Genomic DNA, 21,848 nt, shown 5'->3' with positions numbered 1-21,848 from the left:
TTCAGATAAGATTGCGGATATGGCGGTCACGGCCATAGGCTGCGACCAGAAGCAGGATGAGTACGCCGAGCGCCGACTGTACCATGGCATCCGAAAATCCCATGCCGATGAGAAACGTGCGCAGTTCCATCAGCATGATCGCGCCAGCCACTGTTCCGACAAAACCGCCGCGCCCGCCGATCAGTGCGGTTCCGCCGATCACGACTGCTGAGACTGTCTGGAAAAGATAGGGCGTGCCTACTGTCGCACTTGAAGAGCCGGTGAAGCCGAGCAGAAGAATGCCTGCGAGTGCAGCAAACATGGCACTAAGACCAAAGGTGATTGCCCAGATTGCAACCGGTCTGATCAGTGCCAGTTCGGCGGCTTTGATATTTGAACCCAGCGCATAAAGCTTGCGGCCATAAATCGTACGGCGCAACACAAAGACGGTGCCAAGGGTCAGCAAAATTGTAAACGGGATCAGCCAAGGGAATGGCAAAGGCCCGATGCTGCCGCCCAGTGACACGAAATCATTGATGAAAGCGGGTGCTGAACCTGTCGGCAATCCGCGTGTCCAGATTTGTACGCCCGCCTGAACCATCGTTCCGACACCGAGCGTGACAATGAGTGGATGGATGGAAAGCGCTGCCGATAATGCACCGGAAAACGCACCGATCAGCCCCGCCGATGCCAGCACGATGACGCCCGCCAAAAGCGGCGACATTCCATCGCCGTAGAGGCTTGCGAAGACGACATTGGCAAAGCCGATGACAAACGGAATGGAAAGGTCGATGCCACCAAGGATCATCACCAGTGTCTGGCCGAGTGCTGCAATCGCAAGCAGTGCAGCCAGAACCAGCATGGCGCGAATGGAGAAAAGGCTGGCAAAGCCCGGGATGAGGGCTGCTCCCAGCAGGAACACCAGCACCACCCCGATGAAGGCGACCAGAGCGCGATTTGTAGCCAGTGCCTTAATCATGACTGCGCCACCTTGCGTCGGAAATAGAGTTTGATTTTTTCGGAGTTGAGGCAGACAGCCAGAACAAGGACTGCGCCATAGACTGCCTGCAGCACGAAGGTCGAGACGTTGAAGGCCGTCAACATGCTTTGCAGCAGGAAAATACATCCTGCACCCAGAAATGCTGCGGTTAATCCTCCAACGCCGCCGGCGAGGCTGACACCGCCAAGGGCGACTGCGGCAATGGCAATCAGCGTATAGCCGGGGCCGATGATCGGATCACCCGAGCCAATGAGAGCTGTGAGTGATAATGCTGCAAGTCCTGCGAATAATCCGGCCAGCACATAGGCGATGAAGCGCACAAGCGGAACATTGACACCAGCGGTGTAGGCGGCTCGATCCTCGCTGCCGACGGCCATAAGCGTCTCATAAAAAGGCAGGCGTTTGATACCGATCCATATCAGAACGGCAGCACCTACTGGCAGAATGGACCATGGACCCGCCAAAGATGACAGCCATGCAGGCACCGAACCAGATGGGGAAGGCAGGATGGTGAGTGCCAGCCCGCCAAATATCAAGTAGGTGCCAAGCGTTGCAACAATTGGCTGAATACGGATGATCGCTGCCAGAAGGCCATTTAATGCGCCAGCGAGAGTTCCGAGTGCAATTGCTGCCGGGATAATGATGAAGGGCGAGGATATGCCGCCTTTTGTGATTAGTATCTGAACGAGAATGACATTGATCAAACCCACCAGCGGGCCAACGGAAATGTCAATCGAGCCGCGCCCGGCAAGAAACGGTATGGTAATTGCAAGCGAGGTCAGCAGCAGCGGTGCTGCAAGCCCCAGCACTGAGCCCCAGTTTGACGGCGCAAAGCGCACCGGGTTGAGCACAATATTGATGACAAGCAGAATGATGAACAGAAGTGCTGCGAGCCGTGTTTCCTGATTGCCGCAGAAGATGCGCCGCAAGCCGCTTTTGTTGTCGGTTAAGATCATAGCTCCACCTCATCCTGCCCGAACATGGCTGCAAGGACGCCCGACATCGACATTTTGGATTTGCGGATGGTTTTCGAGCATTCAAAATCGCGGAACACTGAAACACTGTCGCAGATTTGCAGGATTTCTTCGATTTCGCTCGACAGGATGACGAGCGCGATCCCTTCTTCACGGGCGAGTTTACGGAAGGCTTCATAGAATTTCATGCGTGTGTTGAGATCAACTCCCCGTGTCGGATCGTTGAGCAGCATCACACGCGGTTTGAGCGCCAGAAGCCGCGCGAGCAGCACTTTTTGCTGATTGCCGCCGCTGAGTGCCGTGATCGGCGCATCCATTGCCGGATAGCGGATCGACAGAAAATCGGTATAGCGCTGCAGCTCTTCCTTCTGTTTGCGGCGGTTGAGAATGCCACCCCATGAAAAGCGTGGCATGGAAGGCATGCCGAAATTATCGAGTACGGAAAGCACCGGGAAAATGCCGGTCGCGCGTCGGTCACGCGGCAAATAAACCACGCCGCATTTTGCTGCATTGTGATGATTGCTATAGGCACTCTGTTTGCCGGACCGGGTAACGATTTCCACCTTCGAATGACGAGGCTGATTAAAGCCTGCAAGCGCCAGCAGAAACTGCTCCTGGCCATGGCCTTCAAGACCTGCAAGTCCGGTTATCTCGCCTGCGCGGATCGTGCCGGACAGCGCTTTGCGCCCCGGAGCAAGCACGAGATTTTCATAGGTAAGAATCGTTTGATCACTCGACATGGAGATGAGCCTCCGGTGCCATGAGTTCCAGAAGGATCTGGCTGTTGATTTTCTGCTTGTCGAGCGTATCGACAACATGGCCACTGCGCAGCACCGTGACCTCATCGGAAAGACGGTTCACCTCTTCGAGCCGGTGCGAAATGAAGATCACAATATTGCCGGATGCAGCATAATCTTCGATTGTTTCAAAAACGAGATCGCGGTCTGCATAGTCGAGCGCTGCCGTGGCTTCGTCGAGCAGCAGGATCGAAGGGCGACTGATAAAGGCTCGCGCAATAACAACGAGCTGCTGTGCCGCGAGTGACAGGCTGCCAGCCGCTGCGTGAAGGTCGATCGGAAAGCGTGCAATTTTTGACAGAACTGCACTTGCGGCCTTCTCGCGCACCGATTTATTAACTTTACGGGTAATGAGCCCGTCAAATCCGAGAAATATATTCTCAACCACCGAACGATGCGGCGCGATGAGGACTTCCTGGAACACCGTGGCAAGGCCCAGTGCCTTCATATCGGCAGGTGACTTGGCAGTAACGGGCTTATCGTTGAGAACAACGCGACCATGGGTGGGCGCGACCACGCCTGACAATATCTTGAGCATGGTGCTCTTGCCTGACCCGTTTTCACCCAGGATCGTATGAACGCCATGGCTGAAATTCACATTGGCATTTGTGAGTGCTACCGTTTCACCATAGCGTTTTTCGAGGCTTTCGACCTGCAATGACCTGACCGGAGCGTGCGTAATGTTGGGCAGCCCCGCTTCGGCAAGCAACCTGTGTATGCTGGATGTGCCCAGCGGGGGATGCTTAGAGTCTGGCATAATGAAATGACTTTCTGCATGCGATAAGCGAAAGCCATTGCCAATTGATTTTGGCAATGGCTTTGTCTGGCAGTGATTACTTGGCGCAGGAAGCTGGAACTTTCGCGAAATCATAAAGTGCGGTGGCACTTCCGTTCGAGAAATAGCCATTGAGCAGTTCTTCCGGGAATGGGTCCTGCGGTGGGATCGGGAAGATGGCCGCAGAGTCCGGCTTCATGCAGTCCTTGTACCAATTTGGAAGGTCGGCCTGCGTCACAAGCGGCATCGGAGCGATGATCGTGTTCACAAGCGGCTTCTGGCCTTCAAGAACCCGCAATGCGACGCGGAAAGCGTTCTGGGCTGCAACATGCGGCGATACTTCGCCGCCATAGAACTTGAACGTGTCCCGATTGGCATTCCAGTAGCCGAGCGCATCGCCCGAAATGGAACCGGCAATCAGTGGGAGCGGACGACCTGCCTGCTGGAAGGCTTCCGCAATAAAGCGTGCCTCACTGCCTGTTGACCAAACCGCATCAATCTGCTGCGGCGTGGTGGCAAGTGCCTGAAGCACTGCGGATTTCGTTGTCGTGCCGGTCCATTCACCGCTCACTTTACGGGCAATCTTGATATTGCCGGATTCCTCGACGGCCTTTTCAAGCCCGGCATTCTCCTGCTGCACAAGCGGATGACCGGAAATGCCTTCAACCTGAAGGACTGTGCCGCCATCTTTCAGCGCTTCTGCAATGCCTTTACCCATCTGGTAGCCCCAGAGGTTCTGGTTATGCATGACATTGATGGCATTAGGCGTCGTGACTGAACCGGCGGATGTGATGACCGGAATACCGGCCTTGTAGGCATCGTCAATTACGGCATTGAGCGCGGTGGAAGAACCGGCAATGGTCGTGATGACATTGCAACCCTGCTCGATGAAAGCGCGAATTTGCGAAATCTGCTGTGTGGCATCGCCATTGGAGTCTGAAACAACATATTCAGACACATCACCTGCGGCGATAGCACCATCCACAAGGCGCTTGAGTTCGTCATTGAAGGTTACACGCCACGGATTGCCCATATAGGATTCCGAATGGCACCAGCGCCATGGCTTGGCTGGCGCTTTGAAATCACCATAAGCCGAAGGGCCAACTTCAACCACATCGGTATAAAGTGCCTGAATTTCGGTTGGCAGAGTGCCGAGTAGTGCCGCGCGGTCCTGATTTTGCGCACTCGCACTCAGCGCAGATGCCGACAAAATGGTGAGTGTGAGTGCCTTCAGACCAAGGCCTGAGCGAATTCTGATCATGTGTTCTCCTCCGATGTGAACCTCCCGTTCACTTGCGAAAACTTTATTCATATATGCTTCATTGCGTCAATTGAAAAATGTGAGCGCTAATTCATAATGTGAAGCTATCGCGTGAATTATGAGAATATGAACATAAAAATGTTAGCGCTCACTATAGACAACGCAGAAATTTTGGATAGGTTCTGACCCAAATGGATTTGAGCAGGGAGTGGAGCTGCCATGGGTGTTTTATCAGGCTATCGTGTGCTGGATTGTTCAATTGCGATGGCGGGGCCATTTGCGGCGCAACGGCTGGGCGATCTTGGCGCCGACGTAGTGAAGGTTGAGCCGACGACAGGCGAATGGCAGCGCCATGTGGCGGCGGGCGGTGCCGAAGGCAATCGCGTTAATGTCTCTTTCCTGTCGCTAAACCGTAACAAGCGTTCGCTCGCGGTCGATCTGAAATCACCAGACGGAAAACAGGTGCTTCTTGACCTTGTGAAAACCGCCGACGTGTTTCTGCAAAACTATCGTCCGGGCGTCGCAAAGCGCCTTGGCGTCGATTACGAGTCGCTGGTGAAGATCAATCCGAAGCTGATCTATGTTTCGATTTCCGGTTATGGCGAAGATGGTCCTTATGTCCATCGTCCGGGACAGGATCTCGTTTTGCAGGGCATGTCGGGTGCCATGCTTTCCGCAGGCCGTGAAGGCGAACCGCCAACTGCCGCCGGGCAATATCTCGTTGATGCGATCACAGCTTATACTGCCTTTGAAGGCGCGCTTGCAGCGCTTCTCCATCGCGAGCGGACAGGTGAGGGGCAGTTGGTGCAGGTCAATATGCTCGACGCGATCACCACCATTCAGATGCAGGAGCTTTCGGTTTTCACCGTCGGTGGCAAGCCGCAAACCCGTTCGGCAGAGCCACATGCCCATGTCTATATCCGTGCGCCTTACGGTGCTTTTGCAACGTCTGACGGCTTTATCATCGTCGCTTTTCCGAAGCTGAAAACGCTGGGTGAAGTGATCGGCGAAGACAGTTTCCTCACCATGAATGATGAGGTTGATACCTGGGCGCGCCGCGATGAAATCTTTGCCAAGACACGCGATAAGCTGAAAACGAAAACCTCTGCCGAATGGCTGGAGCTTCTGCGCGCAGCCGATATCTGGTGCGGGCCTGTCTATGGCTATGCCGATCTCGTGGACGACGAGCAGATCAGGCATAACGGCACCTTTGTCGAATATGAGCATCCGACCGAAGGCAAGGTAAAGACGCCGGGCTTCCCGATCCGCTTTTCCAAAACGCCGTCGATGGTTGATCGCGGAGCACCCGTAACCGGGCAGGATACGCGGGATGTGCTGGCTGAAGCCGGATATGCGGCAGACAAGATTGAAGCACTTGAGAAATCGGGCGCTATCGTGTCGGGGCACATCTGAAATGCAGGTGATTAAAGCTCTGACCTGGGATCATCCGCGCGGCTATAATGCATTGGCGGCGGCATCAAAATTGCCGGATGTCATCAATGCGGGTCTGGAAATCCATTGGGAAAAACAACCGCTTGAAGGTTTTGAATCCCACCCGATTGCTGATCTCTGCGCCCGCTATGATCTCGTGGTTCTCGATCATCCGCATGTCGGCGAAGCGCTTGCTGGCGATTGCCTGCTTTCGCTTGAAGACGTGTTTGGCGCTGAGACCGTTGCGGAACTTGGCAAAGCCAGCATCGGACCGTCTTTGACGAGCTACCGCTTTGCGGGCAAGCACTGGGCACTGCCGCTTGATGCTGCAACGCAGGTTATGGCTTTGCGACCTGATCTCGTAGAGGATGTTCCTACGACATGGGATGATGTTGCCCGTCTGTCGCGTGACACTGGCAAGGTAGCGCTTTCCATTGCTGGTCCACATGCTTGCCTGTCGTTTTTGTCCATTGCGGCAGCTTTTGGCGAGCCACCTGCTGAAAAAGACCCCGATATTCTCGTTTCAGAAAATGTCGGACGGAAGGTCTATGATCTGATGGCAGAGCTTGCCGCACGCAGCCCTGCATCGGTTAGACATAAAAATCCTATCGGCATTCTTGGCCATATGGCCGAGCATGACGACGTGGCTCTATGTCCGCTGGTCTATGGCTATGTAAACTATGCGGCCCCGCAGAGTGGGCAAGCCATCGCATTTCACAATGCACCGCGCGCTCGTGCCGATGGACGTCCTGGCTCGACACTGGGCGGCACGGGCATTGGTGTTTCTCGTCGCGCTCATATCACCTCGTCGCTCAAAGCCCATCTTTTGTGGCTGATGAGCCGTGAAGCGCAATCAGGATTTATTCCGGATCATGAAGGCCAGCCCTCGCGCCGTGATGCCTGGCACGACGAGCCGGTGAACCGGCGATGGGGCAATTTTTATCGCAACACGGCGGATACGCTCGAGCAGGCTTATGTGCGCCCGCGCCATGATGGCTACATCACCTTTCAGGGCAAAGCTTCGGCGCTTTTGGGGGCGGCTTTTGATGAAAAGCGCTCGGCCTCCGATGTCCTGAATGAGCTTCAGTCTCTTTATGTCGCTTCGCGCGTGAATGCCGGTGAAAGGTAGATTGCTATGACCCAAGACGTTAAATTTGAAGTGGATGGTGCTGTTGCCATCATCACCTTGAACCGTCCGCAAAAACTCAACGCCGTTACGCCAGAAATGGCAGATGCGATTGTGGCCGCCGTTACTGAATGCAACGACAGCAACACCATTCGTTGCGTTATTCTGACGGGTGCGGGAGAGCGCGCATTTTGTGCGGGCTCGGATATTCGCGAACTCGATACCTATGAGACGCCGTGGCAGTTCCGCAATCGCCCGGATTACTGCGATGCATTCCGCGCGCTTCTCAAACCGTCGATTGCAGCGGTCAATGGCTATGCTTTTGGCGGTGGGCTGGAAACGGCGATGTCCTGCGATATCCGCATTGCTTCGGATAATGCGCAGTTTGCAGCACCGGAGATCAAGCTTGGCTGGATCGGTGGCGGTGGTATGGCCGCTCATCTGGCGCACTCCATCGGCGCATCTAATGCAGCATTGATGATTATGACAGGCGACCCAATTTCAGCCGAGAAGGCGGAACGATGGGGGCTAGTGAGTGAAGTCGTGCCGCAGGCCGATCTGCTCACGCGGGCGCGCGAAATCGCGAGTGTGATCGCATCGCGCGCACCGATTGCTGCCGAAACCGCGAAGCTCAACCTCAAGGCTGCTGTCTCGATGCCGCTTGAAAAAGCCATCGAATATGAGCGCGACCTGCAAACGATCTGCTTTGCAACTGCTGATGCGCAGGAGGGGCGAGCGGCGTTCAAAGAGAAAAGAGCGCCGGTTTTCAAGCGGCGCTAACAAAGGCCGGGGGGCTTTATATACGTCAAATCGAGGGAGAGGGATTTTGACAACCGAAACTATGAGCAAGCAGAAGGCGCTTGGCAGTACGATTTTTGCCAGCACCATCGGCACCGTCATTGAATGGTATGACTTCATTCTTTACGCAACGGCTGCAGCGCTGATCTTCAACCATCTGTTCTTTCCGCAATTTGATCCGACAACCGGTATCATTGCGTCTTTTGCGACCTATACGGTCGGTTTTCTGGTGCGTCCGCTGGGCGGCATCGTCTTTGGCTGGATGGGCGACCGCATCGGACGCAAGCCTGTGCTGATGCTTACCCTTCTGATGATGGGGATCAGCACCACATTGATCGGTTGTCTGCCGACTTATGATTCAATCGGTATCTGGGCACCGATCCTGTTGCTGGTTCTTCGCGTCGTTCAGGGGCTTGGTGCTGGTGCAGAATATGCGGGCGCTGTGGTCATGGCGGGTGAGATTGCTGGTAATCGCCGTGGCTTCTTTGCAAGTCTTCCTGCCGCAGCTGTTGATGTGGCGACAATTCTTGCAGCAGGCGTCTTTGCGCTTTTCACGCTTCTGCCGGAAGAAGCCTTCATGAGTTGGGGCTGGCGCGTACCGTTCCTGTTAAGCGGCCTGGTGCTGTTCCTCGGCATCTATATTCGCCAGAAAGTGCCTGAATCGCCTGAGTTTTTGCAGGTAAAGGAAGAGCGTCGCGACGCGAAACTGCCGGTGCTCGAAGTGCTTCGGGATCATCCAAGAACAATGCTTGCGGCAATGGGTGCAAATTTCGCGCCAAACCTGTCCTATGTGTTTCAGACATTCACATTGGCCTATGCGACATCGAAGCTCGGTTTCCCGCGGGAAATCATCCTTATTGGTGTGATGCTTTCAAGTGCGTTCGGTGCAGTTATGTGCGTGGTATTTGGCGCTCTGTCTGACCGCGTTGGTCGCGTGCCGATCATGGCTATGGGGTCTGCTGCTGCCGCAATCTACTCGCTGGTCTATTTCCAGCTTCTGGGTGCCGGCACGCCTTGGACTGCAGTGGTGCTGATTATCATCGGCCATGCGATTGGCGCGCGTTCTTCGTTCGGCGTTCAGCCATCGTTTTATTGCGACATTTTCCCAACAGAAGTTCGCTACAGTGCGATTGCTTTTGCACGAGAAGTGACTGGTGCGCTCTTTGTTGGCCCGCTGCCGCTGCTCGCAACAGCTTTGGTGAGCTGGTACGATTCCGCCTGGCCAGTTGCCGTGATTACTGCGCTTTATTGCCTGATCACAACGGTATCTGTGCTCTCTGTTGAGAAAGCGCAAAAGCTTGATGCGGAAGCCAGGGAACGACGCGATCTGGTCGAACAAAAAGCGTAGCCGCGAATTCGCAACTACGCTTACAGCGGTTCCAGTTAAGACTGAATCGTTGGAGCCGCTGTAACTGTTTGTTTTTACGCATTATCCGACGCATCGCAGCAGGAAAAGAAATCAGTCCGGCGAACTGATTTCCCTGCGGAGGCGCTTCGCACTTTTGCTGGAAATGCTATAAATTTGAAAATGCTCTGACCGGATTCCGGTCAGAGTTTTCCAGTCTGGGCTGCATTCAGCAGATCAAGCGCACCCTGTTTTGTAAGCTCAATCGGGTTGCCGCCAGCAGTTGGATCGACAATAGCCATTTCGGCGATCAAGTCTTTGCGCGCTGCATCCATTTCGAGCCCTTTGACGAATTCCGGCAAAGTATTGGGTACCCCGAGGTCTTTGCGCAGCTTCATGATGGCATCGACAAAGCCGTCGAAGCCACCTTTGATGCCAAGATAATCGGCAAGGCGTTCAATGCGCTTTTCGATAGCCGCGCGGTTGTGTTTGAGCACATAGGGCATGAAGACGGCATTGGTCATACCATGATGTGTGTCGTAAAGCGCGCCGATGGGGTGGGAGAGGGAATGGATTGCGCCAAGCCCCTTTTGGAAAGCCGTCGCCCCCATGGAGGCCGCAGCCATCAGATTGGCACGTGCTTCGATATCCGCGCCATTGGCATAGGCTTTTGGAAGATTTTCAAACACAAGACGGATGCCTTCAACAGCAATGCCGTCAGCCATCGGATGAAAGCCCGGTGCGCAATAAGCTTCCAGACAATGTGCCAGCGCATCCATGCCGGTGCCGACCGTGATGAAGGGCGGCATGCCGGTTGAGAGTTCCGGATCGGCAATGACGGTCACAGGCAGCATTTTCGGATGGAAAATGACCTTCTTGGTGTGCGTTGCTTCGTTGGTCAGAACGCCAGCGCGACCAACGTCCGAGCCCGTTCCAGCGGTTGTTGGCACAGCAATGATCGGTGCAATTGCGTTGCTGTCAGCGCGTGTCCACCAGTCCCCAATGTCTTCAAAATCCCAGACATCGCGGGTCTGGCCTGCCTGAAATGCGATAAGCTTGCCAAGATCAAGCGCCGAACCTCCGCCAAATGCAATCACACCATCATGCTTGCCTTCGTTGAAAACCTTGACGCCAGCATAAAGATTGCTTTCGACCGGGTTCGGCTTCACATCGGAAAAAACCGCATATTTGACGCCAGCCGCATCAAGAATGGCGAGTGTGGAAGCGACGACTGGTAACTTTGCAAGGCCGGGATCTGTAACAAAGAGTGGGCGTTCAATACCCGCTGCTTTCAGGACAGTGGGCAGTTCCTTGATACGGCCCGGCCCGAAAAGTACGGTGGTCGGAAAATTCCATTTGGCAGTCAAAGTGGTCATGTCGATCGCTTTCCAGATATTAAAAGCATTTCCAGCAAAAGTGTGATGCGGTTTTGCGTGAGGTAAATACGTCAGACAAATTGGTCAGAGTTTTTCACGCAGATGGAAGGATTTTGGCCGCGTGAGATTGCCGTAACCAATGGGTGAAAGGGCAGCGCCTTTGCCGGTATCCTTCACACCGGTCCACACAAGTGCGGGGTCGAGATAATCGCAACGGTTCATGAATACAGTGCCGGTTTCAATACGGTCGCCGAGTGCTGCCGCGTGATCGGTATCGGTTGTCCAGAGTGAAGCGGTGAGGCCATAAATACTGTCATTCATCAGTGCGAGCGCTTCCTCATCATTGCGCACTTTCATGATGCCAACAATGGGGCCGAAGCTTTCTTCACGCATGACACTCATCTGATGATCGACATGGGTGAGCACTTCCGGCGCAATATAAGGCGAACCGGAAACGTCATTGCCGACTGTCATGTTTACATGGGCTTTAGCGCCTTTGCGCAAAGCTTCGGCCTTCTGCTCCCGAATGAGATCAGCAAAGCGTGCCTGCGCCATCGGCCCAAGCGTTGTTGCGCTATCCAGTGGATTACCAACGACATATTGCTTTGTGAGATCGATGAAGCCGTCGACGAAGCGGTCATAAACGGCCTCGTGCACATAAATACGTTCGATGCCGCAGCAGCACTGGCCGGAATTGAAGAACGCGCCATCGACCAGATTGGCGACGGCATGATCGAGGTTGACGTCCGGCAAAACGTAAGCCGGATCTTTTCCGCCAAGTTCCAGCCCAAGCGACATGAAAGTGCCTGCCGCAGCTTTCTCGATGGCGCGTCCGCCACCAACGGAGCCGGTGAAATTGACATGGTCGATGCTGCCGGATGCGAGCAGCTTCTCAGTCGATGCGTGATCCAGAACAATATTCTGGAAGACACCTTTCGGAATCCCCGCCTTCTCAAAAGCCTGCGCAAAACGTTCGCCGGTCAGCAATGTCTGTGTGGCGTGTTTGAGAAGAACGGTATTGCCTGCCATCAATGCAGGGATGATGGTGTTGACGGCAGTGAGATAAGGATAATTCCAAGGCGCAATGACCATAACAACGCCAAGCGGAACGTGCTTTACATAACGGCGGAAACCATCCTTCTGTGCAGGCACATAAGGTTTCAATGCTTCTTCGGCGATGTCGATCATATATTGGCCGCGCTCCTGCACGCCGCCATTTTCACCGCCATAGCGCGTTGGGCGGCCCATCTGCCAGGCAATTTCAGGAATGATTGCCTCCTGCATTGCAGCAAGTGCGTCTAATGCCGCACGACAATAGCTGGCCCGTTCTGCGATGCTCGTTGCGGCCCAACTGACCTGCGCCTGCCGTGCTGCAGTGACTGCAGCGTTGATCGCGGCGTCACTCGCATAAGGACGCTCCGCATAAATCGAGCCATCAATTGGGGAGATGATCTTGGCTGTGCCGCTCATCGGGCAGTTCCTTTGTATGAAGTCATTCTGTATTTCAGTCTGTTTCGTGACCGCAGGTCAATACCGTTCAAAGCCGCGATGTAGTTCCCAATCGGTAACGCGGCGGTCATATTCGATCTGCTCCCAATGAGCGGTGTGGACATAGTGATTGACCACGCTTTCTCCGAGCGCTTCCTTGAGGAAAGCCGAGTTTTTGAGAGCCTCTGCTGCTTCGCGTAAGGTGTAAGGAATTTCCTTGAGCTTGACCGCGCTATAGGCGTCACCCACGAAGGGATCTTCCAGTTCGAGGTTTTCGTCGATGCCCTTAAGCCCTGCCGCAATAAGCGCGGCAAAAGCCAGATAGGGGTTAAGATCAGCACCGCCGATGCGGCACTCGATACGAATGCCTTTGGTGCCTTCGCCGCAAAGTCTAAAACCTGCCGTGCGGTTGTCCTGGCTCCACATAATCTTCGTCGGCGCGAATGTACCAGCCTGAAAGCGCTTATAGGAGTTGATATAGGGTGCCAGAAAATAGGTGTAATCGACGGCATATTTGAGCTGCCCCGCCACCCAGGAGCGCATCAGCGGTGTCATGGTATTGGGTGCTTTGGGATCGAAGAATAGTGGTTCCTTGCCGTCGGCGCTCCAGATGGAATTGTGGATGTGGCTTGAACTTCCAGCTCTGGAATAATCATACTTAGCCATGAAAGTGATGCACTTGCCGTGTGCCTCTGCAATTTCCTTCATGGCATTTTTCATGATGACATGGCGGTCGGCCATTTCCAGCGCTTCGGCATAGCGAACATTGAGTTCCTGTTGTCCGGGGCCCCATTCGCCCTTGGAGTTCTCAACCGGAATACCCGCAGCCCCAAGATGATTGCGCATGGCGCGCAGAACCTGCTCTTCCTTGGTGGTCAGGTGGATCACATAATCCTGCACATAGGGAGAGGCGGTCTCCATCTCGTGCCAGTGTTTGGCGCGCGCCGTTTTGTAAGTCTCATCAAAGAGGTAAAATTCCAGTTCTGATGCGAAATAGGCGCGATAACCACGCTCATGCAGGCGTGCCAGCTGCTTTTTCAGGATGCCGCGCGGTGAATGCGCAAGGTCTTCGTGATCATGATGATCAAGCACATCGCAGAGAACAATTGCCGTCTTTTCCAGCCATGGTGCGAGGCGCAACGTTGAAAGATCGGGCTTTATGACGAAATCGCCATAGCCCTTGTCCCAGCTTGCAGCTTCATAACCCGGCACCGGTTCCATATCGATGTCGTCAGCCAGAAGATAGTTGCAGCCATGCGTTTCATCGTGGGCGGATTCCACAAAGAATGGTCCGTAGAAGCGTTTGCCAATCAGACGCCCCTGCATGTCAACAAAACATGCAAGCACGGTATCAATCTCGTCATTTGCGACGGCTTTTTTCAGTGTATCGAAAGTCAACTGTTCGGCCATTTAATGCTTCGCTCCTCACGGGAAAAAATCATGGGCGCCGCGCATTGTTGCGCGACGCCCTGAATTGTTAGCTGTAGCGATAAGGCGCGCCCGCATTGCGCATGGTTTCCTGATATTTCTTCAGGATCGCGACCACCTTGGCATTGCGTTCGCTCTGCTTGGCAACGTCGTCCCAGAACTCAAGGGCTGCGTCTTCGATCTGTTTCCACTCAGATTCTGGAATGGTGGTGAGTTCGAGCTTGCCGCCGGTGGTGCGATAATGCGCTTCACCCCACCAATACCAATGCTGGCGATGGTAGTGCGATGAATCCATAGCAAGGCGGAACAGCGTCTTGAGATGGTCCGGCACGGCTTCCCATTTTTCAGTATTCGCGAAATAGGAACCGGCCCAAGCGCCATTGATGTTGTTGGTGAGGTAGTATTTGTTAATGTCTGCCCAACCAACCGTATATGCCTCCGTCGCACCGCACCATGCAACACCATCAAGCTCGCCGGTCTGGATGGCGACTTCGATATCTTCCCATGGCAATGTGACCGGAACGACGCCGAATTTTGTCAGGAAGCGACCGCCGGTGGGGAAGGTGAAGACGCGCAGGCCCTTAAGATCCGCAACGCTGCGGATCGGCTTTGTCGTCACAAAGTTGCAAGGGTCCCATGAACCGGCGCTGAGCCATGTGACGCCCGGGATTTCCTTATAAGCTTCTTCCCAGATTTCATTGAGACCGTACCAGTTGAAGAGTGCAGGTACGTCGAGACTATAGCGCGACGCAAACGGGAAATAGGCCCCGAATACGGCGACATCGACTGGCGAGGCCATGGAGTCATCGTCACTTTGCGCTGCATCGATTGTACCGGCCTGAACAGCGCGGAAGAGTTCGCCCTGCGGGACGAGCTGGTCGGCGGTATAGAGTTCGATCACCATTTCGCCATTTGCAGCCTTGTTGAAGGCGTCGATAGACGGCTTGATGACATGTTCTGCGAGTGCCGGACCCGCATAGGTCTGCAGACGCCATTTGATCGGGCTCTGAGCCCGTACATAAGGCGTCGCAAGTGTGGTGGCGCCAATGGCCCCCACCGTTGTCAGTCCGGCCTTTTTGAGAAAGTCGCGTTTGTTAAGCTTGTTATTCTCACTCATGCCCATTCTCCCATTAAGTGTTTGAAGTTCCCTGCTATTTTAACGGTTTGGCCATTAGTGGCTCTTTTGACCGTTCATGCTTATGCGTTCCCCCTGAACCCTCGTAATTAGACCCGTTATTTGCCCATATACCAATTGGGCAGCCACATCGCGATCTGCGGAAAGATCATCAGAATGATGATGGTCAGCACCATGAGGAAGAAGAATGGCACGATGGATCGGTAGATATCCATCAGCGTGACCTCTTTTGGTGCCAACGCCCGCATCATGAAGAGATTGTACCCGAATGGCGGTGTGATGTACGCGATCTGACAGGTGATGGTGTAGAGAATGCCAAACCAAATTGGATTGAAACCAAGGCTCTTCACCAACGGAATATAAAGAGGCGCTACGATCACCAGCATGGCGGTGTCATCAAGGAACATGCCCAATATGATGAAGGAAAAAAGCATCAGGACCAGAATTGTCCAGGGGGACAAATCAAAGGTGCCAAGCAAGAGACGCTCGATTGCCTTTACTGCACCAAGGCCGTCATAGACCGACGAGAAGCAAAGTGCAGCCAGAATGATCCAGAGGAACATACAGGTAATCGTCAGCGTATTACGCGTTGTGGTTTCCCAAACAACTTTCGTCAGACGTTTGGTGAACAACGCTGCCAGAGTTGCCAGCAGTGCTCCAATAGCCGAGCTTTCAACGAGGCTTGTAACGCCTGTCAGAAACAGCCCCATCATGGTGCCAAAGATGACAAGCGGAAGCAGCCCGACCTGAAGCGACGAGATCCGTTCGCCCCATGTAATCCGCTCGAGTTCTTCCTTGGGCAAGGTTGGCCCAAGCTCGGGATTTATGCGACAGCGTATATAAATATAGATAGAAAAGAGGGCAGCCATCAGTAGACCTGGCCCGATACCCGCCAACCAGAGCTGTAAAACCGGTTGCCGTGCAATCATGGCATAAAGCACCAGTACGACGCTTGGTGGGATCAGAATGCCGAGCGAACTGCCTGCCTGAATGACGCCCGTCACCATAACCTTGTTATAGCCGCGCTTGAGAAGTTCAGGCAGCGCGACGGTTGCACCAATTGCCATGCCCGCGACGCTCAATCCGTTCATGCAGGAAATGATGACCATCAGGCCAATGGTTCCCAAGGCCAGGCCACCGCGAATGCCTCCAAACCAGACATGGAACATGCGGTAGAGATTGCTGGCGATGCCGGATTCCGAGAGCATATAGCCCATGAAAACAAAGAACGGCACAGTTATGAGCGGATACCAGTTCAACACCGCGAATGTGGCATTGTAGGGCATCTCGAAGGAACCCTTGCCCCAGAGCAGAAGTGCTGCGATTGTGCCCACAAATCCGATCACACCGAAGACGCGCTGACCTGTCATCAGCAGCACCATCATCGTGGCGAACATGAAAAGTGTGATGAATTCGGAACTCATATGTGGTGGCCTTCCTCAATCGCAGGGCCTGCAATGGTTTCGATTGGTTTCCCCCGCCAGGAGGCCCAGTCCTTGAAGAAATTCGAGACGCATTGAAGAAGCAGAAGGAAGATGCCCACTGTCATGATGAGTTTGATCGGCCACAAGACCGGTGCCCAGGCCGTATAATTCTTCTGGCTATAGACGATCGCGTAATTGGTGGATGAGATGCCACCCATCACCATCACTCCCAGATAGAAGATGATGAAGAGAATGGTGATCATATCGGTGATCGCCTTCCTGCGTGGGCTCAGGCGATCAAAGAACAGATCCATACGCACATGCGCCCCCTGCTGCATGGCATAGGCTCCACCCAGCAGATAATAGGCAGAGAGAAGGAACTGGGACATTTCCAGTACCCAGTTCACCGGCACACCCAGTACAACGCGCGAAAAGGTTGAATAGAGAAGGCAGGCGCCAAGTACGAAAAAGAGATACATGGCAAAGCGCCCGACATAATAATTCAGCGCATCAACATATTTGACGAATAGTCTGATCGGCTTCGGCATTTCCCGCTCCTTCAGGCCTTCGGTCTGGTGAGTTGAAGTTGAGGGTCCAGCGTCTTCGCAATATCTGTAAAGATTGTTGCGAGCCGCGCGGCCCAGGCGTTCTGCGTGTCTTTGTTTGTGATTTCATTGTTGCGGAGTTCAATCATCGCGCACGGCGTATTGCGTGGTCGTGCATGACGCTCCAGCGTGTAATAGACCCGATCAGCGGGTGAATAGGGCTCGTTCACCCCGACATTAAGGTTCTTATCCTGCTTTAAAGCAGCAATCAGTGGCGTTGCGATCCGGTCGTCCTGATCGTGAATGATGCCAATTTGCCAGGGGCGCGAAACACCGCGATAGATCGGGGTGAACGAATGGATGGTTACCACCCATGATGCCTGACCGCGCGTTGCGCGGGCATTGATGACCTCTTCGATCCGGCGGTGAAACGGTCTGTGCGATAGATCAATCCGCGCGGTTCTTTCCACAGAGCCGAGTTCGTGGTTGCCTGGAACAACCGTTGTTTCGCTGATTTCAGGAATAAGATCCCGCGCATCGAGGGGGCGGTTGCAATCGATAAGCAGGCGCGAAAGGCCGGCTTCCACAAGAGGAGCATCGAGTGCGGCGCTTAAATGCCTCGCAACTTCAACCGCGCCGGGGTCCCATGCGATATGCGCGTTGAGAGCTTCTCCGTCGAGCCCAAGTCCGCCGAAGCTGTCCGGTATGAAATTGGATGCGTGCTCGCAAACGAAGAGATAGGGGCTTTTCCCTCCCTCGTTTATGACAAAATACGGCTCAAAAGACATAGCTCCAATAGCCGCGCGATTATCTCGCTCGTCCGTCATTCTGCTTGTTCCCCGCGCTGTAACTTATGTTACGTTTTTTACAATTATGCGCTATTGCGGATTATTTGATACGCCGTATGATAATTTGTCAAACACAATTTTGCCCGAATTTGAAAAGAGCTGCCAGAATGGAAAATACCGCAATGACGAGCACGAGCGTCGCGGAACTGATAAATGAGCGTATTGATACGATGCCTGCTGGTGAGCGCAGTGCAGCACAGACGTTGATCGCGAATTATCCCATGCTGGGGCTTAAAACTGTGGCTGAGTTTTCTGCACAGGCTGGTGTCAGTTCGCCCACGATCCTGCGGTTCGTCAACCGCCTTGGCTTTCAGAATTACCCCGATTTTCAGGCTCGGTTGCAGGACGAACTTGCAGCTCAGCTTCAATCGCCGCATCACCGTAACGAGCATCCCGAAAAGGGCAGGGATGCTGCATATCCGGCAGTGGAACATACGCTGGAGAATATTCGCGAGACCTTCCGCCACTTAGGCGAGAAGCAGTTGCGGCAGGTGGTTTCGGCACTGAGCAATTCCAGGGGAAATGTCTATCTGATTGGCGGACGGTTCACCGATCCGATCGCGCAATATATGGCGGCGCATATGTCGATTATTCGCCCACATGTGTTTCATCTTGGCGGACAGGAAAGTGTGTGGCGGGATCGTTTGCTGGATATGGGCAAAAGGGATGTTCTGGTCGTCTTCGATATCCGCCGCTATCAGGACAGTCTGCTGAAGCTTGCTGAGAAAGCTCGGGGGCGGGGCGTCGAAGTTATCCTGATTACCGACCAGTGGCTTTCGCCCATCGCGCGCGTTGCGCGTCATGTGTTAGCAGGTCGCATCACTGTGCCTTCCGCATGGGACTCATCGACGGCACTTTTCGTGCTGGCAGAAACAATCATTCGTGAAATGACACGTATTCTGGAAAAAGACAGTGCGGCCCGTATCGCTGAACTGGAAGCGCTGAGATAAATTCTGCTTTATACCAACGATGATTCACGCTTACTGAGTTCAGTAAGCAGGATCCTGCATGGGAGGCATAAGGTGGACGTATTTCTGGGTGTTGATGTCGGCACGGGTAGCGCGCGGGCAGGGCTGTTTACACGTGATGGAGAACTGCTGGCGAGTGCCAAGCAAAATATCCGCATGTGGAAGCAGGGTTCGGATATTGTCGAGCAATCCTCGGAGGATATCTGGCAGGCCGTTTGCAACTCAGTGGCTGCAGCAATGAAGCAGGCGAAAGTTGCCCCGGAATCCGTCAAAGGCATCGGCTTTGATGCGACCTGTTCGCTGGTCATTCTCGACAAGAATGGCAACCCATTATCTGCGAGCCCAGCGGGAGACGCAGAACAAAACATCATCGTCTGGATGGATCATCGTGCCCGCGAACAAGCCGAACGCATCAATGCGACAGCCCATCCCGTACTGAAATACGTCGGTGGGCGCATTTCGCCGGAAATGGAAACGCCGAAGCTGCTTTGGTTGAAGGAAAATAACCCGGAAACCTTCAACGCCGCTGGTCTCTTCTTCGACTTGCCTGATTATCTGACCTATCGCGCAACCGGCAGCCATTCACGCTCGCTTTGCACTGTGGTTTGCAAATGGACCTATCTTGGTCACGAAAAGCGCTGGGATGAAGATTACTTCCGCACCATCGGCCTTGGTGTTCTGGCCGATGAAGGTTTTGCCCGTATAGGAACCGACATTGTCGATATCGCCACCCCGTTGGGTCAGGGACTGACTGAACAGGCCGCAAAAGAACTGGGGCTTGTTCCTGGTACGGCGGTCGGTGCTTCGCTTATCGATGCACATGCGGGTGGTGTTGGCACAATCGCGGGAAGCGCGAATGAGAACAGCGCCGTCGATATGCGGTCAAGGCTGGCACTGATTATCGGCACCTCCGCCTGCACGATGAGTGTCACGGAGAATCCAGCCTTTGTGGATGGTGTCTGGGGCCCTTACTGGGGTGCCATGATGCCGGGCCTTTGGCTCAATGAAGGCGGGCAGTCGGCATTTGGTGCTGCGACCGACTATCTGGTCGGTATGCATCCCTATAAGGCAGAGGCTGAGAAGGAAGCCGCAGCCGAAGGCCTGTCGCTCCTCGATTACCTTGAGCAACTTGCCATCAATGCCGCGGGCGAGCTTTCAAAGGTGGCGCTTCTGGCAAAGGGATTTCACGTCGTGCCGGAGTTTCTGGGCAATCGTGCGCCAGATGCCGATCCCGATGCGACAGGTACAATAACGGGTATCAAGCTTGATGCATCGCGTGAAAATCTGGTTCGTCTGTTCGTCGCGGGGCTTTGCGGACTGGCATATGGCACAGCGGATATTCTTGATGCACTGACAGCCAAAGACATTCCGATCCGCACGATAATCGTCAGTGGCGGTGCTGCGCGCAGCCCGCTCATGCGCCGGATATTGGCCGATGCAACAGGCCTGGAAGTAGCCTTGCCGTCTTCGGCCGAGCCGGTTCTTCTTGGTTCGGGTATTGCTGGTGCGAGCGCCTTCGAGAAAACGGACCTCGCTCAGATTGCTGCCAGCATGAGCGCCATTGCTGAAACGATTGCGCCGCAGAAAGGTCTGGTCAGCGAGTTTCATGCTGCCAAGCGCGATATCTACAAGGATCTGAAGCGCAGCGAACTCGCTGCGCGTCAGTTGATGCAGATATTTTAAGCGGGCTTATTTGCCCGCTTTGGGTGCCTTGAAAACGGGAAGCGGGTAGGTTTGGCCAAGAACGATCCCCGCTTTTTGCAATACGTCCACGGGTGCGGCATAGGGTTTATGGATCCAACGATCCGGTAATGCGGCGATTTCCGGCACCCATTCGCGCACATATCCGCCGCCGGTATCGAACTTGTCGCCTTGCAATACGGGATTGAAAACGCGGAAATATGGGGCTGCGTCCATGCCGCAACCGGCTACCCATTGCCAGCTCCCCGGATTGCTGGCGATATCTGCATCCACCAGTGTATCCCAGAACCATTTTTCGCCGTCGCGCCAGTCGATCTGCATATTTTTGCTCAAGACCGATGCCACCAGCATTCGCACGCGGTTGTGCATCCAACCTGTAGCCCAGAGCTGACGCATACCGGCATCGATCATCGGAACGCCGGTATTGCCCTTTTTCCAGGCTTCAAACGCTTGCGGATTGCTCTGCCACTGAATGTCGGCCAGAGTGTCGCGCATATCGTTTTCGGCAATGTCTGGACGATAATAGAGCTGGTGATAGTGAAAATCGCGCCAGATCAGTTCGGAGAGAAACTTCTCACCGCCGGTCTGGGTATTTGGATGCTCATCCATCAGTGAAAGCGTGGCATACCATGCCTGCCTTGGACTGATCTCACCAAAGCGCAGATGCGGCGAAAGTTTTGATGTGCCTTCGACATTCGGGCGATCACGATCACCAGCATAGTTGCGAATAGTCTCATCGAAGAAATGATATAACTGATCGATGGCAGCCGCTTCGCCTATCTCCCAAAAACCATTCATCTTTTTTGACCAGAACGGCTGCTTGTAAGCCTCTCGTGCGGGCTTTTGCTTGATGGTCGATTGTTCGGCTTTCCAGTCAGACGAGGATAGCGGTCGGTTAACGCCCTGCTGGCGCAGAGTTTTGGCATAGGGTGTAAAGACCTGATAAGGACCGCCGCTGCCGGTTTTAATTTCCCAGGGTTCAGTCAGAAGATTGCCTGTAAAGGACTCCACAGTCAGTCCCTTGTCTTTCAATGTGGATTTGACGATAGCATCGACATCCCGCTCCTGCGGAGCGTAGCGACGGTTCCAGAAAACAGTATCGAAGCTGTTTTCCTCAATCAGCTTCTCGATAATATCGAGTGCTTCGCCGCGTGCCACAAGCAATTCGACATTGCGTTCATTGAGGCTTTTTTCAAGCGAACTGAGGCTCTGTTCCAGCCACCAGAGTACAGCGCTGCCGGGCGCACGCAAATGCGGATTGATTTCATGAACATAAAGCGCTGTGATCTTGCCGTCCAGTTTAACAGCGGCTTGAAGGGCAGGATTGTCGGCAAGGCGCAGATCGTTGCGCAACCAGACAAGCGCATTCGCAGTCATTGAATAATCCTCATTTGACGGGATTCAGAAGGTCGTGCCCAATACCCCCTGACGTTGCAGGATTAGCATGAT

General features: G+C 54.1%; 19 protein-coding genes. 6 read left to right on the top strand and 13 right to left on the bottom strand.

Translation table 11 applies throughout. The features are described from left to right. Position 1: 1 nt before the first annotated feature. The 5 genes from C9380_RS16570 to C9380_RS16550 all read right to left on the bottom strand — a co-directional run bounded on the left by C9380_RS16570 (position 2) and on the right by C9380_RS16550 (position 4,786). Complete coding sequence (locus C9380_RS16570; protein ID WP_100557253.1) at positions 2-958, bottom strand: ABC transporter permease; 957 nt, start codon at positions 956-958, stop codon at positions 2-4. Beyond that, a complete protein-coding gene (locus C9380_RS16565) occupies positions 955-1,935 on the bottom strand; it encodes an ABC transporter permease (RefSeq protein WP_100557252.1) in 981 nt (326 codons plus the stop codon). Before C9380_RS16565 ends, C9380_RS16570 begins: the two co-directional genes overlap by 4 nt. Further along, complete coding sequence (locus tag C9380_RS16560; RefSeq protein ID WP_128094068.1) at positions 1,932-2,693, bottom strand: ATP-binding cassette domain-containing protein; 762 nt, start codon at positions 2,691-2,693, stop codon at positions 1,932-1,934. The genes C9380_RS16565 and C9380_RS16560 overlap by 4 nt, the downstream gene beginning before the upstream one ends. Continuing rightward, a complete protein-coding gene (locus tag C9380_RS16555; RefSeq protein ID WP_100558026.1) occupies positions 2,683-3,507 on the bottom strand; it encodes an ATP-binding cassette domain-containing protein in 825 nt (274 codons plus the stop codon). Before C9380_RS16555 ends, C9380_RS16560 begins: the two co-directional genes overlap by 11 nt. Before the next feature lie 76 nt (positions 3,508-3,583). Beyond that, the gene (locus tag C9380_RS16550; RefSeq protein ID WP_128094067.1) at positions 3,584-4,786 is read right to left on the bottom strand and encodes a substrate-binding domain-containing protein; all 1,203 of its coding nucleotides are present in this window, start codon (positions 4,784-4,786) and stop codon (positions 3,584-3,586) included. Positions 4,787-5,005: 219 nt separating this feature from the next. Between C9380_RS16550 and C9380_RS16545 the strand changes: the two genes are divergently transcribed. The 4 genes from C9380_RS16545 to C9380_RS16530 are packed head-to-tail and all read left to right on the top strand — an operon-like array spanning position 5,006 to position 9,489. Beyond that, complete coding sequence (locus C9380_RS16545) at positions 5,006-6,199, top strand: CaiB/BaiF CoA transferase family protein (protein WP_128094066.1); 1,194 nt, start codon at positions 5,006-5,008, stop codon at positions 6,197-6,199. A gap of 1 nt (position 6,200) precedes the next feature. Continuing rightward, complete coding sequence (locus C9380_RS16540; RefSeq protein ID WP_100557248.1) at positions 6,201-7,346, top strand: ABC transporter substrate-binding protein; 1,146 nt, start codon at positions 6,201-6,203, stop codon at positions 7,344-7,346. 6 nt (positions 7,347-7,352) lie between these two features. Beyond that, complete coding sequence (locus C9380_RS16535; protein ID WP_128094065.1) at positions 7,353-8,123, top strand: enoyl-CoA hydratase/isomerase family protein; 771 nt, start codon at positions 7,353-7,355, stop codon at positions 8,121-8,123. A gap of 46 nt (positions 8,124-8,169) precedes the next feature. Next, on the top strand, positions 8,170-9,489 hold the full coding sequence (locus C9380_RS16530; RefSeq protein WP_164844677.1) for an MFS transporter: 1,320 nt from the start codon (positions 8,170-8,172) through the stop codon (positions 9,487-9,489). Between the two features lie 200 nt (positions 9,490-9,689). Here C9380_RS16530 and C9380_RS16525 read toward each other — a convergent pair whose 3' ends face one another. From C9380_RS16525 to C9380_RS16495, 7 genes are all read right to left on the bottom strand, one after another. Continuing rightward, positions 9,690-10,862: an iron-containing alcohol dehydrogenase gene (locus C9380_RS16525; protein ID WP_128094063.1), complete on the bottom strand. Its 1,173-nt coding sequence runs from the start codon at positions 10,860-10,862 to the stop codon at positions 9,690-9,692. Positions 10,863-10,946: 84 nt separating this feature from the next. Continuing rightward, complete coding sequence (locus tag C9380_RS16520) at positions 10,947-12,332, bottom strand: aldehyde dehydrogenase family protein (protein ID WP_128094062.1); 1,386 nt, start codon at positions 12,330-12,332, stop codon at positions 10,947-10,949. Between the two features lie 57 nt (positions 12,333-12,389). Continuing rightward, positions 12,390-13,760 carry a glutamine synthetase family protein gene (locus C9380_RS16515; protein ID WP_024900178.1) on the bottom strand — a complete coding sequence of 457 codons (1,371 nt, stop codon included), beginning with the start codon at positions 13,758-13,760 and terminating at the stop codon, positions 12,390-12,392. Positions 13,761-13,827: 67 nt separating this feature from the next. Next, positions 13,828-14,895, bottom strand: coding sequence for a TRAP transporter substrate-binding protein (locus C9380_RS16510; protein ID WP_024900179.1), 1,068 nt, complete (start codon positions 14,893-14,895; stop codon positions 13,828-13,830). 116 nt (positions 14,896-15,011) lie between these two features. Next, a complete protein-coding gene (locus C9380_RS16505; protein ID WP_024900180.1) occupies positions 15,012-16,337 on the bottom strand; it encodes a TRAP transporter large permease in 1,326 nt (441 codons plus the stop codon). After that, a complete protein-coding gene (locus C9380_RS16500) occupies positions 16,334-16,885 on the bottom strand; it encodes a TRAP transporter small permease subunit (RefSeq protein ID WP_024900181.1) in 552 nt (183 codons plus the stop codon). Before C9380_RS16500 ends, C9380_RS16505 begins: the two co-directional genes overlap by 4 nt. 11 nt (positions 16,886-16,896) lie before the next feature. Beyond that, positions 16,897-17,709: an N-formylglutamate amidohydrolase gene (locus C9380_RS16495; protein WP_128094061.1), complete on the bottom strand. Its 813-nt coding sequence runs from the start codon at positions 17,707-17,709 to the stop codon at positions 16,897-16,899. 128 nt (positions 17,710-17,837) lie between these two features. On the opposite strand from C9380_RS16495, the gene C9380_RS16490 reads away from it, so the two are divergent. Both C9380_RS16490 and C9380_RS16485 read left to right on the top strand, forming a co-directional pair. After that, entirely contained in the window at positions 17,838-18,680 is an 843-nt protein-coding gene (locus C9380_RS16490) for a MurR/RpiR family transcriptional regulator (RefSeq protein WP_128094060.1), read from the top strand. Positions 18,681-18,752: 72 nt separating this feature from the next. Further along, the gene (locus C9380_RS16485) at positions 18,753-20,381 is read left to right on the top strand and encodes an FGGY-family carbohydrate kinase (protein WP_128094059.1); all 1,629 of its coding nucleotides are present in this window, start codon (positions 18,753-18,755) and stop codon (positions 20,379-20,381) included. 6 nt (positions 20,382-20,387) lie between these two features. Here C9380_RS16485 and C9380_RS16480 read toward each other — a convergent pair whose 3' ends face one another. Then, a complete protein-coding gene (locus tag C9380_RS16480; RefSeq protein WP_128094058.1) occupies positions 20,388-21,776 on the bottom strand; it encodes a cryptochrome/photolyase family protein in 1,389 nt (462 codons plus the stop codon). Positions 21,777-21,848: the final 72 nt, after the last annotated feature.

Origin of the sequence: Brucella pituitosa, assembly GCF_003049685.1 — a bacterium.
GTDB classification, from domain to species: domain Bacteria; phylum Pseudomonadota; class Alphaproteobacteria; order Rhizobiales; family Rhizobiaceae; genus Brucella; species Brucella pituitosa.
This window is presented reverse-complemented; position numbering and strand designations above follow the sequence as displayed.

Coding starts and splice junctions, on each gene's coding strand:
- C9380_RS16550 (WP_128094067.1), bottom strand. CDS start 4,786: ATGATCAGAATTCGCTCAGGCCTTGGTCTGAAGGCACTCACACTCACC.
- C9380_RS16540 (WP_100557248.1), top strand. CDS start 6,201: ATGCAGGTGATTAAAGCTCTGACCTGGGATCATCCGCGCGGCTATAAT.
- C9380_RS16510 (WP_024900179.1), bottom strand. CDS start 14,895: ATGAGTGAGAATAACAAGCTTAACAAACGCGACTTTCTCAAAAAGGCC.
- C9380_RS16535 (WP_128094065.1), top strand. CDS start 7,353: ATGACCCAAGACGTTAAATTTGAAGTGGATGGTGCTGTTGCCATCATC.
- C9380_RS16560 (WP_128094068.1), bottom strand. CDS start 2,693: ATGTCGAGTGATCAAACGATTCTTACCTATGAAAATCTCGTGCTTGCT.
- C9380_RS16500 (WP_024900181.1), bottom strand. CDS start 16,885: ATGCCGAAGCCGATCAGACTATTCGTCAAATATGTTGATGCGCTGAAT.
- C9380_RS16490 (WP_128094060.1), top strand. CDS start 17,838: ATGGAAAATACCGCAATGACGAGCACGAGCGTCGCGGAACTGATAAAT.
- C9380_RS16480 (WP_128094058.1), bottom strand. CDS start 21,776: ATGACTGCGAATGCGCTTGTCTGGTTGCGCAACGATCTGCGCCTTGCC.
- C9380_RS16505 (WP_024900180.1), bottom strand. CDS start 16,337: ATGAGTTCCGAATTCATCACACTTTTCATGTTCGCCACGATGATGGTG.
- C9380_RS16565 (WP_100557252.1), bottom strand. CDS start 1,935: ATGATCTTAACCGACAACAAAAGCGGCTTGCGGCGCATCTTCTGCGGC.
- C9380_RS16520 (WP_128094062.1), bottom strand. CDS start 12,332: ATGAGCGGCACAGCCAAGATCATCTCCCCAATTGATGGCTCGATTTAT.
- C9380_RS16525 (WP_128094063.1), bottom strand. CDS start 10,862: ATGACCACTTTGACTGCCAAATGGAATTTTCCGACCACCGTACTTTTC.
- C9380_RS16545 (WP_128094066.1), top strand. CDS start 5,006: ATGGGTGTTTTATCAGGCTATCGTGTGCTGGATTGTTCAATTGCGATG.
- C9380_RS16555 (WP_100558026.1), bottom strand. CDS start 3,507: ATGCCAGACTCTAAGCATCCCCCGCTGGGCACATCCAGCATACACAGG.
- C9380_RS16570 (WP_100557253.1), bottom strand. CDS start 958: ATGATTAAGGCACTGGCTACAAATCGCGCTCTGGTCGCCTTCATCGGG.
- C9380_RS16515 (WP_024900178.1), bottom strand. CDS start 13,760: ATGGCCGAACAGTTGACTTTCGATACACTGAAAAAAGCCGTCGCAAAT.
- C9380_RS16495 (WP_128094061.1), bottom strand. CDS start 17,709: ATGACGGACGAGCGAGATAATCGCGCGGCTATTGGAGCTATGTCTTTT.